We start from the raw sequence: 13,738 nt of genomic DNA, 5'->3' as shown, positions 1-13,738 counted from the left end.
GGTCGCTGGCGTTCACTCCTGTCGATCGAGCAGGACGGCGTACAGGGTGAGGCCCGGACCGAACGCCAGCATGACCACCTGCCGAGGCGGCGGCGTGGACCGACCCAACCGGTCCAGGATCAGCAGCACCGTCGGCGAGGAGCAGTTGCCGTGCTCGTCCAGCGTCGCCCGGGACGCCGCCAACGCCTCCGGCGGCAGGGCCAACTCCCGCTCGACCACGTTGAGGATCCGCGGCCCGCCCGGGTGCACGGCCCAACCGTCCACGTCGGAGATGGTGCCGCCGTGCCGGGCCAGCAGGTCGTCGACCAGGCCGCGCACGTGCCGGGAGAGGACCTGCGGCACCTTCGACGACAGCCCCATCCGAAAGCCCGCGTCCGTGACGTCCCAGGTCATGTGGTCGGCCGTCGAGGTGTCGGTGACCGAGGCGACCTCGCGCAACGCGTACCCCCGGCCGCCGGGCACCACCACGGCGGCGACGGCGGCGTCCGAGAAGAGCGCGTGCGAGATGATCTGCTGGGTGTCGACCCGGGCCGTGGACGGCTGGATGTGCAGGCTGGTCAGCTCGGCGCAGAGCAGCAACGCCGGCCGCCCCCGGGCGGTGACGAAGTCACTCGCCGCGCCCAACCCCGGAAGCGCCGCGTAGCAGCCCATGTGGCCGACGAACATGCGCTGGGTGTCCGCCGCCATGCCCAGGTCACGGGCGAGCAGGATGTCCAGCCCCGGGGTGGCGTACCCGGTGCAGGAGCAGACGATGAACATCCCGACGTCGCCGGCGTCCAGACCGGCGGCGGTCAACGCGCGCCCCACCGCCTCCTTGCCCAGCGGCAGCGCCTCCACCTGGTAGCGACGCATCCGGCGCTCGGTCGGCCAGTCCGAGACGTCCTCGAGCAACGGGTTGACCGCGGCCTGCCGTCGGGTCACCCCCGAGTTCGCGAAGATCCGTTCGGCCAACGCCCGGGTGCTGCCGGAGAAGTGCCGGGAGAAGAAGCCCTCCCACAGCTCGTCCTGCGAAGCGGACGGCGGCTGCGCTGTCCCGAGCCCCGCGATCACTGGTACGGACACGATCCCCACCTCTCGTCAAACGCTGTCCTCCCCCTGGCCGTCCCTCCGGCCACCTCGGCCGGCCGCACCCTCGTACGTTTCCCGCGACACCCGCTCACCAACGCGGTGCCGATCCGTCGCGGTCCGGGTCCCCGCCCAGCGCGGCGATGCCCAGCCAGTCGGCGCAGACGTCCGACGTGGCCGGGTGCAGTGAGCCGCAACGGGCATCCCGGTAGAGCCGCTCCAACGGGTGGCCACGTCGGGTCGCCGACGTGCCGGCCGCCTCCAGCATCGACGCCGCCACCTCGGCGGCCGTCGTCCCGGCCAGCAGCTTCGCCCGCCACACCCAGCGGTTGGTCTCCGCGTCACCCGGCGCGTCGTCCACCCGGCGGGCCGCCTCGGCCACCGCCAGCTCGGCGGCAGCCGTCGCCGCGTCCGCCCGGCCCAGCCGCGAGCGCACCGCCGGCAGACCGGCCAGGTTGCGGGCGTTGAGGTGCTCGGCCGCCGCGTCGATGGCGGCCCGCGCCACCCCCACGTAGACGGCCGCGTAGCTGGCCACCAGCCAGTGCGGCATGAGCTGGGCGATCACGAGGGCCAACCCCTCCACCCCACCGAGCAGCCGGTCGCCCGGCACGGTGACGTCCAGATGCAGGTCGTGCGACGAGGTGGCCCGCATGCCGAGGGCGTCCCAGGTCGGCTCGACGCTCAAACCGTCGCCGGCCGGCACCAGGAACTGCGACACCGTCGACTGGTCGGTGGCGCTGCGCGCGGCCACCAGGTAGCCGTCGGCGTGCCCGGCCCCGGAACAGAAGGTCTTGCTGCCCTTGAGGTGCCAACCGCCGTCGGTCGGCTCGTAGACCGTGCTCAACTGCGAGAGGCGCGCGCCGGTGCCCCGCTCGCTCATCGCGACGCCGTACCAGGCGCCCTGGGCAGCGGCGGTGAGCAGCCGGTCCCGGGCGGCCAGCGCCTCGTCCGACACGCCCAGAGCCTCGGCCAACTCCTCGGTGACCGCGCCCAGCGCGCCGGTCACCGACGCGTGCATGTTGAACACCAGCGCCGTCGCGCCGTTGCCCCGGGCCAGCTCGGTGGCGACCGCGGTGTAATCCGCGAAGCTCGCGCCCAGGCCACCGAGAGCGCGCGGCACCATCAACCCGAAGAGGCCGGCCTCCCGCAGGTCACGGAAGTCCTCGGCCGGGAAGGAGCCGTCCCGGTCGTGCTCCGCCGCCCGCGCGGCGAACCGCGGCGTCAATCGGCGGGCCGCCTCAAGCGCGTGCACCGTCATATCGCTCCCTCCTCGGCGTCCCATACCCCGCCACGAGCCGACTATCCTCTGCGGACCCCCTGGCCCTGGTAGAGCACGGCGGTGGACCGGGTCGGCACGATGCGCGGGGCACGACCGGTCAACGGCACACCCGGCGTCCGTGCCGCGCGGGCCCGCCGCACCAGCCAGGCGAGCAGCCCCCCGACCTGCGGTCGGATCCCACGTAGGCGCAGCTCGACGCCGTGCCGGGCGCACTCGGCCACCAGCGCCCGCGCGTCCACGAACAACCGTGGATCGTGGATGCCACGCGGCACCGTCGGCAGCCGCTCGGCGATCCGCACCGCGACCAGCCGGGCCAGCGCCGTGTCGTTGAGCGTGTCCAGCACGAGCAGGCCGCCCGGGCGCAGCAGGCGGCACGCCTCGGCCACCGCCCGCGGCCAGTCCGGCACGTGTTCCAGCAGCTCGCCGGCGGAGACCACGTCGGCGCACCCGTCGGGCAGCGGCACCGCCGTGGCGTCACCCTGCACCACCCGTACGCCGTGCCCGGCGGCCTGGACCAGCGCCGAACGGGTCAGGTCCACCCCGACGTGCCGGTAGCCCTTGCCGGCCAGGTGCGGCGCGAGCAGACCGGCGCCGCAGCCCAGATCGACCAGGACCGCGCCCGGACTCCTCGTCGGCGGTACGAGCGCCGCGCGGGCCTCGGCCAGCCAGTGCAGCATCGCGAACGCGCCATCCGGCCGCCACCACTCACCGGCCAGGTCGTCGTACTGGCGCGGATCGTTGCGCGGCAGCACCCGCTGGGCGGTCGACGCCACGTCTCGCATGGCTCCGAGCGTGGCACGACTGCTCGGTAACGACCAGACTTCCCTTATGTCGTCGAGGGTGTTAGGGCTGGTCAGGGCGAGCCATCCGGAACCGGCCGCCGCGGTGACCACAGTGTCCGGTCTGCTGGCCTGGGGAGTGGGCCACCGGCCCTGGGGAATCGCCTCCGTGGTGCTCGCCGTACTCGCCAGCCAACTCGCGGTTGGCTGGACCAACGACGCGTTGGACGCCGAGCGGGATGCCACGGTGGGGCGTACCGACAAGCCGGTCGCCGCCGGCGCGGTGGGCCGGCGTGTCACGGCCTGGGCCGCCGCGGTGGCCGCGGTGGCCTGCCCGCTGCTGGCGCTGACCACGAACCCCCGGGCGGCGCTCTGGCTCACGGTCGCCCTGGTCTCCGCGCTGCTCTACGACTGGCCGCTCAAGGCCACCGTCTTCTCGGTCCTGCCGTACGCCGTCTCCTTCGGCGCGCTGCCCGGCTTCGTGGTGCTGGCGCTGCCCGGCGAACCGACCCCACCGCTCTGGCTGCTGACGGCGGCGGCCTGCCTCGGCGCCGGCGCGCACTTCGCCAACGTGCTGCCCGACCTCGCCGACGACGCCCGCACGGGTGTACGCGGCCTGCCGCACCGCCTCGGCGCGGCGGGCAGTCGGGCGGCCGCGGCCGGACTGCTCCTCGCCGCGACCGCCGTCCTGGTCCTGGGACCACCCGGACCGCCGTCGGTCCTCGGGCTCGCGGCGGTCGGCACGGCCGCCGTCGTGCCGCCACTGAGTTGGTACGCCGGGCGCTCGGCGGCCCGCGCGGGCCGGCGGCCGGTGGCTGCCTTCCGGGCGGTGATGCTGGTGGCCCTCATCGACGTCGCGCTGCTGGTGGCGAGCGGTCGGGTGGTGTGACGGCACCCGGCGGGGTGGCATTGCCGGGTCCCCGTGCGGGCCTCGATCAGCTCCAACTACCCTGGAGCGCGGTCTGCGCGGGTATGGCCACCTCCCCCGGCGTGCGCCCGGGTGGGGATCGTAACGAGGAGGACCGACGTGACGCGCTCGATCAACCGATCCCGGCGGGCGGCCCTGCTGCTGTCCGGAGTCGCGGCGGCCACCAGCCTGCTCGCGTCCGGATGCGGCGCTGGCCAGATCGCCGAGACGGCTTTGAAGGAGCCGTCCGTCCAGGGCGTCAACCTCACGACCCCCAACGGCGCCTACTCGGTGCGTGGCCTGCTGGTCACCTACCCCGGCACCGAGGGTTACCGGGCCGGCCAGGACGCCCCGCTCAACGCGGTGATCTACAACGACTCGAAGAGCACCGTGACGGTCACCGTCACCACGCAGAGCGCCCGCGAGGTGCTGATCTCGGGTGGCTCGGCCAGCCCGACGCCGTCCGCCTCGGAGTCGGCCTCGGCCACCCCGTCGGCCTCGGCCACCCCGTCGGGCTCGGCCAGCCCGTCGACCACCGAGTCCGGCTCGGCCAGCCCGTCCGCGACCCCGTCCGAGACCGGCTCGTCGTCGGCGACCCCGTCCGCACCTGAGTCGGCGCGGGCGTCGGGTTCGGCCAGCGCTGCCGCGCCGGGCCAGCCCGCCCGCATCGAACTGGCCCCGCTGAGCTACCTCCAGCTCAACTCGGAGTCCACCTCGCAGCTGCGGCTGGTCGGTCTGACCGAGGCGCTGCGCTCCGGCCAGAACGTCGTCGTGACCTTCGACTTCGGCAACGGCAACACGGTCACCGGCCCCGCGCCGATCGCGGTGCCGCTCACCCCGGCGGCCCCCGCCTCGCCGATCATCGAGCGCGAGGGCGGCTACGAGGGCAACGAGGGTGGCACCACCCACGAGTGAGCCCGATCCTCAACTACGGAACACCCCGGCGTGGGAACCACCACGCCGGGGTGTTTTCGTCGTACGAGGCGGCTAGCGTCCTGATGTGACCACCTCCCGATCGACCTCCGGCCGTGGCGGCGCGGCAGGTGCGCCCCGCGCCCGGTCCGCCACCCGCGAACCGCGCCCGGCGTACGAGTGCGACGCCTGCGGGCACCAGCCGCCCAAGTGGGTGGGTCGCTGCCCGGAGTGCGGCGAGTGGGGCTCGGTGGTCGAGTCGACGGTGACCGGGCCGACCGTCTCCGGTCGGGTGGTCAGTTCGCGGATGCCGGCCGAGCCGGCCCGGCCGATCGCCACCATCAGCGCGGCTCCGGCCCGCGCCCGGCCGACCGGGGTGAGCGAGCTGGACCGGGTGCTCGGTGGCGGCCTGGTCCCCGGGGCGGTCGTGCTGCTCGCCGGCGAGCCCGGCGTGGGCAAGTCGACCCTCCTGCTCGACGTGGCGCAGCAGTGGGCGGTGGGCGCCGGCAGCCCGTCCCTGGTGGTCAGCGGGGAAGAATCGGTCAGTCAGGTCCGGCTGCGCGCCGAGCGGATGGGCACCCTGCACGAGCAGCTCTACCTGGCGGCCGAGAGCGACCTGGCGTCGGTGCTCGGGCACCTCGACGCGGTCAAGCCGGGCCTGCTGGTGCTCGACTCGGTGCAGACCATCTCGACCACCGGCACCGAGGGTGTGCCGGGCGGCGTGACCCAGGTCCGGGCGGTCACCGCCGCACTGGTCTCGGTCGCCAAGGAGCGGGGCATCGCGACCGTGCTGGTCGGGCACGTCACCAAGGACGGTCAGGTGGCCGGGCCGCGTGTGCTGGAGCACCTGGTCGACGTGGTGCTGCACTTCGAGGGCGACAAACACTCCTCGCTACGGCTCGTGCGCGGCGTCAAGAACCGGTTCGGGGCGGCCGACGAGGTGGGCTGCTTCGAGATGCACGAGGGCGGCATCAGCAGCCTGGCCGACCCGTCCGGGCTGTTCCTCACCCGCTACTCCGAACCGGTGCCCGGCACCTGCGTGACCGTGGCGATGGAGGGGCGGCGGGCACTGGTCACGGAGGTACAGGCCCTGATCGGCGCGACGGTGGCCGGCTCTCCCCGCCGTACCGTCTCGGGCCTCGACTCGGCCCGCCTGGCCATGGTGCTCGCGGTCCTGCAACGGCGTACGGAGCGGTTGACCCTGCACGACCGGGAGGTGTTCGCGGCCACCGTCGGCGGCATCCGGGTGGTGGAGCCGGCAGCCGACCTGGCCGTCGCGTTGGCGGTCGCCTCCGGCGGGCTCAACCTGGCGATCGCGCCGCATCTCGTCGCGATCGGCGAGGTGGGGTTGACCGGCGAGGTGCGCCGGGTCGGTGCGGTGCCGCGCCGGCTGGCGGAGGCCGCCCGCCTGGGGTTCAAGGTGGCGCTGGTTCCGCCGGGTTGTGGCCCGGCGAGCACCGGTGCGGGGCCGGATCAGATGCGGGTGACCGAGGTCACTGACGTGCGCTCAGCCCTGCACCATGCGGCCCGCGCGTCCGCCGAGTGACTCAGCGTGCCGACGCCAACGGCGATAACGGACAGCATCGCCGCAAGTGGAAACGGTTCGAAGGGCGGCATCGTGACACATCACAGTAACCACGACAGCACCCACCGCACGGCAGTCCGTAGACTGTGCCCGTGCCGATCGACCGCGATACCACCAAGCCTGCCGGAGCGCCGCCCCAGGCCCGCACCGGCACCGTGGGCTCGCCGGCCCGCCCGATCAGCGTGAGCGTGACCGCCGCTGCCGGGGGTGCCGGCGATCCGCTGCGGGCGAATCTCGCCCTGATGGCACCCGGCACCGCGCTGCGCGACGGGTTGGAGCGCATCCTGCGGGGTCGCACCGGCGCGCTCATCGTGCTCGGCTACGACAAGGTCGTCGAGGGCCTCTGCACCGGCGGCTTCCCGCTGGACGTCGAGTTCTCCGCGACCCGGGTCCGCGAGCTGTGCAAGATGGACGGCGCCGTGGTGCTGTCCAGTGACGGCACCCGCATCGTCCGGGCGGCCGTGCACCTGATGCCCGACCCGTCCATCCCGACGGAGGAATCGGGCACCCGGCACCGCACCGCCGAACGGGTCGCCCGGCAGACCGGCTACCCGGTGATCTCGGTCAGCCAGTCGATGCGGATCATCAGCCTCTACGTCAACGGTCAGCGGCACGTCCTCGACGACTCGGCCGCGATCCTCTCCCGGGCCAACCAGGCGCTGGCCACCCTCGAGCGCTACAAGCTGCGGCTGGACGAGGTCTCCGGCACGCTCTCCGCGCTCGAGATCGAAGACCTGGTCACGGTGCGGGACGCGGTGGCGGTGGTGCAGCGGCTGGAGATGGTCCGCCGGATCGCCGACGAGATCGCCGGTTACGTCGTCGAGCTGGGCACCGACGGTCGACTGCTCGCTCTCCAGCTCGACGAGCTGATGGCCGGTGTCGACGCCGACCGCACGCTTGTCATCCGGGACTACCTGCCCGTCGGCCGTAAGTCCCGCACCCTGGACGAGGCGCTGGTGGAGCTGGATCTGCTGGGCGCCACCGAGCTGATCGACCTGGTGTCGGTCGCCAAGGCGATCGGCTACCCGGCCGCATCCGACGCGCTGGATGCCGCCGTCAGCCCGCGGGGCTTCCGGCTGCTGGCCAAGGTTCCGCGCCTGCCGGTGGCCGTGGTCGACCGTCTGGTGCTGCACTTCGGCAGCCTGCAGCGGTTGCTGGGCGCGACCGTGGAGGACCTGCAGGCCGTCGAGGGTGTGGGCGACGCCCGCGCCCGGGGCGTCCGCGAGGGCCTGTCCCGGCTCGCCGAGGCATCCATCCTTGAGCGGTACGTCTGATCCGCCGCCGATCCGGCTGGCCGGAGTGCCGACTCAGCCGGTGATCGTGATCTTCGCGGGCTCGCTGTACTTGGTGCCGACCCGGGCGAACACCTGGTACGTCCCCGCCGGCGCGAACGGCCCCGCGGCCAGACCCGCGCCGTCGCACCGGCTGGTGTCCCGTCCGTTCCAGCCCACCTGGTAGGAGCGCTCGAACCCGGGCGTGAACGACTGCACATCCGAGCCCTGGACCTTGCCGCAGGTGTCGGACGACCACACCTTCTCGGCGCCCGCCTTGATGAAGATCTCCTGGAGGTCGGCGCCGACGTTACGGCTGCACGTACGCTGCGAGGTGTTCTTGATCTTCAGTTGGAGGTCGACCACCGCGCCGCGCTGTGCCGAACTGGGCCGCGCCGCCGACGTCACGCTGATCTCCACGTCGGTGCAGGTGCCGTCGTCGACCGACCCGGCGGCCGAGTCCGGCGGTGGGTCATTGGTGGTGGCTCCGCGGCCGGGGTCCGTGGCGTTCGTGGCATCCGGACCGGCGGATTGCTCCGTGGCACTCGGCGCCGCCGACCCGGACGCCGACGGAGCCCCCGACTGCGGGGTCAGCACCGGCCCCACCGCCCCCGGGCTTGACGTCGGAGTCGGCGTCGAGCCGGCCCGTGGGTGACCGCCGGAGCGACCCGAGCCGGTGCAGGAGTAGAGCACGACAATCAGGAAAAGCAGCACCGCTCCGAATACGACGGCGCGACGCCGCCAGTACACGGCGGGTGGCAGGGGGCCGACCGTCAGACGCATGATGCCCCCCACCGTAGTCGCGCCGCACCCACCGGCGGGTCACGACGCGCCGGAGCGTCAGCGGGGCAGCGCGAAGAACATCCACTGGGGACGGACGGGCCGGCGTCCGGCCGCCCGGTCAGAGATAGACCTTGCGCTGGTAGACGGCGTGCGCGCCGGCCACCCGGTCCAGAAAGAGCAGCCCTTCACAGTGGTCGATCTCGTGCTGCAACGCCCGCGCCTCGAAGCCGTCCGTCACCAGTCGGACCGCCGCCCCCGTGCCCGGCAGGTCACCCTCCACGACGAGCCGACTCGCCCGCTTCACGTCCCCGGTCAGGTCCGGCACGGACATGCAGCCCTCCCGACCCGGCTTCCATCGGGTCGCCTCGACCACCCGGGCGTTACACAGCACGAAGGTGCCGTGCACGGTGACCGCCTTCGGGTGGCCCGTCACGTCGACGGCGAAGACCCGGGCGCCCACGCCGACCTGCGGCGCCGCCAGACCCACGCAGCCCGGCGAGACCCGCATCGTGGCCACCAGGTCGGCGGCCAACCGGATGATCTCCTCGGCGGTGGGATCGACGTCGCCTCCGGCCCGGCTCAGCACCGGATGCGGGGCCGACACGACGGCCCGCACCTCACCCGCCACCGCCAGCGACTCCGGCGTCCAATCCCCCAGACCGGCGTACGCCTCGCCCCGCTCGTCGCTCACAGCAGATCCGGGTCTGCCGGCCGGAGGGTGACCTCGACCCCCACCTCGGCGGCCGTCCGGTGCAGCCGTTCGGTAAGCGCCTCGACGACCCCCGCCGGCAGCTCGACCTCGGCCAACACCACGTAGAGCGAACCGGCCAGCCGGGTGCTCAGGTCGGTGACGTTGCCACCGGCGTCCACCAGCACCCGGGTCATCGCCGCCACGATGCCCATCCGGTCCGACCCGTGCACCGCCAGCACGTACGGCTCGCCGGCCGGCGCCACCTCACCGTCCGGCGTCACCGCGCGTACGGTCGCCAGAAGTTGCCCCTCGGTCGCCAGCGGCGCCAACGCCGCCTCCACCTCGGCGGCGGCCGGGCCGGTGCAGATGAGGGTCATCGCGAAATGCCCCCGCAGGCGGGTCATCGTGCTGTCGGTGAGGTTCGCCCCCAGCCGGGCCAGCACCTCGGCGACGTCGGCCACGATGCCGGGCCGGTCCCGGCCGATTACGGTGATCGCGAGCTCGTTCATCCGCGCATTCTGCCCGATCCGTCCACCAGCACGGCGACACCCTGCCCGAGCCGCCCAACCAGCGGGACCGGACCGCGTGACATCATCGACGACGCCATGACTCAACCCGATTTCGCCGCACTGGTCAGCCGATGGTTCCAGCAGCACGCCCGTGACCTGCCGTGGCGGGAACTCGAGGTGACCCCGTGGGCCATCCTGGTCAGCGAGGTCATGCTCCAGCAGACGCCGGTGGTCCGGGTGGTGCCGGCCTGGCACGCCTGGCTGGCCCGCTGGCCCGACCCGGCGGCGCTGGCGGCGGACACCCCGGCCGAGGCGATCCGCATGTGGGGGCGGCTCGGCTATCCGCGCCGCGCCGTCCGGCTGCGGGAATGTGCGGTGGCCATCGTGGACCGACACGGCGGCCAGGTGCCCGACCGACTGGAACAGCTACTGGCGCTGCCCGGCGTGGGCACGTACACGGCACGCGCGGTGGCCGCGTTCGCGTTCGGGCAGCGACACCCGGTCGTCGACACCAACGTCCGACGGGTGGTCTGTCGAGCCGTGGCCGGTGAGCCGGACGCCGGCCCGGTCACCCGCCCGGCCGACCTGGTCGCCACCGAGGAGCTGCTGCCCCCGGAGCCCGCCGCCGCCGCGCTGGCCAGCGCCGCCTTCATGGAGCTAGGCGCGGTGCTCTGCACCGCCCGCGCGCCGCGCTGCACGGCCTGCCCGGTCGAGTCGGTCTGCGCCTGGCGGGCCTCCGGGCAGGCGCCACCGACCGGCCCCACCCGCCGTCCCCAGCGGTACGCGGGCACCGACCGACAGGTACGCGGACTGCTGCTCGGGGTGCTCCGGGAGACCACCGGGCCGGTCCCGCACCAGCGCCTCGACCAGGTGTGGACCGACGACGTGCAGCGCGCCCGCGCACTGGCCGGCCTGGTGCAGGACGGACTCGTGGAGCCCGTCGGGGCCGACTCGTTCCGGCTCGCCGGCGACGGCCCGTCGACCCCCGCCGCCAACCTGATCACCTGACCCGCCGGGCCCTACGCTCGGACGCCAGATCACCCTCGATCCAGCGCTCCCGGCCGGCCCGACGCGGGTGTGGGAACGCCGCCGACGGAGTGGGGCAGCGCGCAGAAAGGGGCGGGGCCCCGGTGGCTTACGCCGCCGGAGCCCCGCCCCTGTGCTGCTGGTTATGCCACCTCGTCCGTCGCCGCTGCCGCGGTGCCGGCGGCGGTGCCACCGAGGTCGGCCGGAACGGCGTCCGGAACCTCGACCGGCTTCTCCGCACCCCGGAAGACGAGCTTGGACTTGTCGATGTCGTTCGGGTCGCCCTCGCAGTCCACCACCACGATCTGACCGGGGGTCAGCTCGTTGAACAGAATCCGCTCGGAGAGGTTGTCCTCGATGTCGCGCTGGATCGTGCGACGAAGCGGACGGGCACCGAGCACCGGGTCGAAGCCCTTCGCCGCCAGGTACTTCTTGGCGTTGTCGGTCAGCTCCAGACCCATGTCCTTGTTGCGCAGCTGGCCCTCGATCCGCTGGATCATGATGTCCACGATCGAGAGGATCTCGCTCTGGCGCAGCTGGTGGAAGACGATGGTGTCGTCGATCCGGTTGAGGAACTCAGGCCGGAAGTGCTGCTTGAGCTCGTCGTTGACCTTCTGCTTCATCCGGTCGTAGTTCGACTCGGAGTCCTCCGAGGCCTGGAAGCCCAGCGACACCGCCTTGGCGACGTCGCGGGTGCCCAGGTTGGTGGTCAGGATGATGACCGTGTTCTTGAAGTCCACGATCCGGCCCTGACCGTCGGTGAGCCGACCGTCTTCGAGGATCTGCAGGAGCGTGTTGAACACGTCCGGGTGGGCCTTCTCGATCTCGTCGAACAGGACCACCGAGAACGGACGACGACGCACCTTCTCGGTCAGCTGCCCGCCCTCGTCGTAACCGACGTAGCCGGGAGGGGCACCCACGAGGCGGGACACCGTGTACCGGTCGTGGAACTCGGACATGTCCAGCTGGATGAGGGCGTCCTCGCTGCCGAAGAGGAACTCGGCGAGCGCCTTGGACAGCTCGGTCTTACCGACACCGGACGGGCCGGCGAAGATGAACGAGCCGGACGGGCGCTTCGGGTCCTTCAGGCCGGCCCGGGTACGCCGGATCGCCTTCGAGACCGCCTTGACCGCGTCCTCCTGGCCGATGACGCGCTTGTGCAGCTCGTCCTCCATGCGCAGCAGGCGCGAGGTCTCCTCCTCGGTCAGCTTGTAGACCGGGATACCGGTCCAGTTGCCGAGTACCTCGGCGATCTGCTCGTCGTCGACCTCGCTGACGACGTCCAGGTCACCGGCCTTCCACTCCTTCTCCCGCTGCGCCTTCTGACCGAGGAGCTGCTTCTCCTTGTCGCGCAGCTGGGCGGCGCGCTCGAAGTCCTGCGCGTCGATCGCGGACTCCTTGTCGCGACGCACCTGGGCGATGCGCTCGTCGAAGTCACGCAGGTCTGGCGGCGCGGTCATCCGACGGATCCGCATCCGGGCGCCGGCCTCGTCGATCAGGTCGATCGCCTTGTCCGGCAGGAAGCGGTCCGAGATGTACCTGTCGGCCAGGGTCGCGGCGGCCACGAGAGCGGCGTCCGTGATCGAGACCCGGTGGTGCGCCTCGTAACGGTCCCGCAGGCCCTTGAGGATCTCGATGGTGTGCGCCAGCGACGGCTCACCCACCTGGATCGGCTGGAACCGGCGCTCGAGAGCGGCGTCCTTCTCCAGGTGCTTGCGGTATTCGTCGAGCGTGGTGGCGCCGATGGTCTGCAGCTCACCACGGGCCAGCATCGGCTTGAGGATGCTGGCGGCGTCGATCGCGCCCTCGGCGGCACCCGCGCCCACGAGGGTGTGGATCTCGTCGATGAACAGGATGATGTCGCCCCGCGTGCGGATCTCCTTGAGCACCTTCTTGAGGCGCTCCTCGAAGTCACCGCGGTAGCGGGAACCCGCGACCAGCGCACCCAGGTCGAGCGTGTAGAGCTGCTTGTCCTTCAGAGTCTCGGGCACCTCGCCCTTGATGATCTTCTGGGAAAGCCCCTCCACCACGGCGGTCTTACCGACGCCGGGCTCACCGATCAGGACCGGGTTGTTCTTGGTACGGCGGGAGAGCACCTGCATGACCCGCTCGATTTCCTTCTCGCGCCCGATGACCGGGTCGAGCTTGCCCTCGCGGGCGGCCTGGGTCAGGTTGCGGCCGAACTGGTCCAGCACCAGGCTGGTCGACGGCGCGGCCTCACCCGGCGCGGCACCCGCCGCGGCGGGCTCCTTGCCCTGGTAGCCGGAGAGGAGCTGGATCACCTGCTGGCGGACCCGGTTGAGGTCGGCGCCGAGCTTGACCAGCACCTGGGCGGCGACGCCCTCGCCCTCACGGATCAGCCCGAGCAGGATGTGCTCGGTGCCGATGTAGTTGTGGCCGAGCTGCAGCGCCTCGCGCAGCGACAGCTCCAGCACCTTCTTGGCCCGCGGCGTGAACGGGATGTGCCCGCTCGGCGCCTGCTGGCCCTGGCCGATGATCTCCTCGACCTGCTGACGGACGCCCTCCAGGGAGATGCCGAGGCTCTCCAGGGCCTTTGCCGCGACGCCTTCACCTTCGTGGATCAGGCCCAGCAGGATGTGTTCCGTACCGATGTAGTTGTGGTTGAGCATCCGGGCCTCTTCTTGGGCCAGGACGACAACCCGTCGCGCTCGGTCGGTGAACCGCTCGAACATGCCCTCGTGCTCCTCACATGCCGTGCGCCTTGATGGTCAAGATCTTGGCGGGGCCGGTGCACGAACGTCCGGGACGGGCGTCCGTGCCTCCTTACTCTATCGTCGCTGACCGACTCGGCTGAGGTCGTGTCTCTCCGGTCCGGGTCAGTTCCACGTCGTTTTGCACAACCGTCCGCGCTCAGGAGGTGTTCCGGTACCCCTGTCGCTACGCGTAGAGCGAAATCCGGTGGACCACGGA

The 13,738-nt window shown here is 72.4% G+C and carries 12 protein-coding genes; 5 read left to right on the top strand and 7 right to left on the bottom strand.

The features are described from left to right. Window positions 1-12: 12 nt before the first annotated feature. From AB0I89_RS20100 to AB0I89_RS20090, 3 genes are all read right to left on the bottom strand, one after another. A complete protein-coding gene (locus AB0I89_RS20100) occupies window positions 13-1,071 on the bottom strand; it encodes a type III polyketide synthase (RefSeq protein WP_357128682.1) in 1,059 nt (352 codons plus the stop codon). Between the two features lie 85 nt (window positions 1,072-1,156). Continuing rightward, complete coding sequence (locus AB0I89_RS20095) at window positions 1,157-2,323, bottom strand: acyl-CoA dehydrogenase family protein (RefSeq protein WP_357128679.1); 1,167 nt, start codon at window positions 2,321-2,323, stop codon at window positions 1,157-1,159. A 41-nt stretch (window positions 2,324-2,364) separates the two neighbouring features. After that, window positions 2,365-3,126 (bottom strand): methyltransferase domain-containing protein, encoded by a 762-nt coding sequence (locus tag AB0I89_RS20090; RefSeq protein ID WP_357128676.1) that lies wholly within the window; start codon window positions 3,124-3,126, stop codon window positions 2,365-2,367. 46 nt (window positions 3,127-3,172) lie between these two features. Between AB0I89_RS20090 and AB0I89_RS20085 the strand changes: the two genes are divergently transcribed. The 4 genes from AB0I89_RS20085 (at window position 3,173) to disA (ending at window position 7,801) form a co-directional block, all read left to right on the top strand. Next, window positions 3,173-4,012 carry a UbiA family prenyltransferase gene (locus AB0I89_RS20085; protein ID WP_357128673.1) on the top strand — a complete coding sequence of 280 codons (840 nt, stop codon included), beginning with the start codon at window positions 3,173-3,175 and terminating at the stop codon, window positions 4,010-4,012. 138 nt (window positions 4,013-4,150) lie between these two features. Next, the gene (locus AB0I89_RS20080; protein ID WP_357128670.1) at window positions 4,151-4,945 is read left to right on the top strand and encodes a hypothetical protein; all 795 of its coding nucleotides are present in this window, start codon (window positions 4,151-4,153) and stop codon (window positions 4,943-4,945) included. Window positions 4,946-5,030: 85 nt separating this feature from the next. Further along, window positions 5,031-6,488, top strand: coding sequence for a DNA repair protein RadA (gene radA, locus AB0I89_RS20075; RefSeq protein WP_357128667.1), 1,458 nt, complete (start codon window positions 5,031-5,033; stop codon window positions 6,486-6,488). A 131-nt stretch (window positions 6,489-6,619) separates the two neighbouring features. After that, window positions 6,620-7,801: a DNA integrity scanning diadenylate cyclase DisA gene (gene disA / locus AB0I89_RS20070; protein ID WP_355051000.1), complete on the top strand. Its 1,182-nt coding sequence runs from the start codon at window positions 6,620-6,622 to the stop codon at window positions 7,799-7,801. A 33-nt stretch (window positions 7,802-7,834) separates the two neighbouring features. Here disA and AB0I89_RS20065 read toward each other — a convergent pair whose 3' ends face one another. From AB0I89_RS20065 to AB0I89_RS20055, 3 genes are all read right to left on the bottom strand, one after another. After that, window positions 7,835-8,581 (bottom strand): hypothetical protein, encoded by a 747-nt coding sequence (locus AB0I89_RS20065; RefSeq protein WP_357128663.1) that lies wholly within the window; start codon window positions 8,579-8,581, stop codon window positions 7,835-7,837. A gap of 118 nt (window positions 8,582-8,699) precedes the next feature. Continuing rightward, window positions 8,700-9,272 (bottom strand): peptide deformylase, encoded by a 573-nt coding sequence (locus tag AB0I89_RS20060; RefSeq protein ID WP_357128660.1) that lies wholly within the window; start codon window positions 9,270-9,272, stop codon window positions 8,700-8,702. After that, window positions 9,269-9,781 carry an ACT domain-containing protein gene (locus tag AB0I89_RS20055; RefSeq protein ID WP_357128657.1) on the bottom strand — a complete coding sequence of 171 codons (513 nt, stop codon included), beginning with the start codon at window positions 9,779-9,781 and terminating at the stop codon, window positions 9,269-9,271. The genes AB0I89_RS20060 and AB0I89_RS20055 overlap by 4 nt, the downstream gene beginning before the upstream one ends. A gap of 96 nt (window positions 9,782-9,877) precedes the next feature. Here AB0I89_RS20055 and AB0I89_RS20050 point away from each other — a divergent pair, with 96 nt between their 5' ends. Further along, window positions 9,878-10,789, top strand: coding sequence for an A/G-specific adenine glycosylase (locus tag AB0I89_RS20050; protein WP_357128654.1), 912 nt, complete (start codon window positions 9,878-9,880; stop codon window positions 10,787-10,789). A gap of 161 nt (window positions 10,790-10,950) precedes the next feature. Here the strand turns inward: AB0I89_RS20050 and AB0I89_RS20045 are convergent, their stop codons facing one another. After that, window positions 10,951-13,500 carry an ATP-dependent Clp protease ATP-binding subunit gene (locus tag AB0I89_RS20045; RefSeq protein ID WP_357128651.1) on the bottom strand — a complete coding sequence of 850 codons (2,550 nt, stop codon included), beginning with the start codon at window positions 13,498-13,500 and terminating at the stop codon, window positions 10,951-10,953. Window positions 13,501-13,738 lie beyond the last annotated feature (238 nt).

The sequence above is a fragment of the Micromonospora sp. NPDC049801 genome, from assembly GCF_040656575.1.
Classification (GTDB): Bacteria; Actinomycetota; Actinomycetes; order Mycobacteriales; family Micromonosporaceae; genus Micromonospora.
The sequence above is the reverse complement of the archived record's forward strand: the minus strand, read 5'-3'. Positions and strand labels throughout refer to the sequence as shown.

Coding starts and splice junctions, on each gene's coding strand:
- AB0I89_RS20095 (WP_357128679.1), bottom strand. CDS start 2,323: ATGACGGTGCACGCGCTTGAGGCGGCCCGCCGATTGACGCCGCGGTTC.
- AB0I89_RS20090 (WP_357128676.1), bottom strand. CDS start 3,126: ATGCGAGACGTGGCGTCGACCGCCCAGCGGGTGCTGCCGCGCAACGAT.
- AB0I89_RS20085 (WP_357128673.1), top strand. CDS start 3,173: ATGTCGTCGAGGGTGTTAGGGCTGGTCAGGGCGAGCCATCCGGAACCG.
- AB0I89_RS20065 (WP_357128663.1), bottom strand. CDS start 8,581: ATGCGTCTGACGGTCGGCCCCCTGCCACCCGCCGTGTACTGGCGGCGT.
- AB0I89_RS20055 (WP_357128657.1), bottom strand. CDS start 9,781: ATGAACGAGCTCGCGATCACCGTAATCGGCCGGGACCGGCCCGGCATC.
- AB0I89_RS20050 (WP_357128654.1), top strand. CDS start 9,878: ATGACTCAACCCGATTTCGCCGCACTGGTCAGCCGATGGTTCCAGCAG.
- AB0I89_RS20045 (WP_357128651.1), bottom strand. CDS start 13,500: ATGTTCGAGCGGTTCACCGACCGAGCGCGACGGGTTGTCGTCCTGGCC.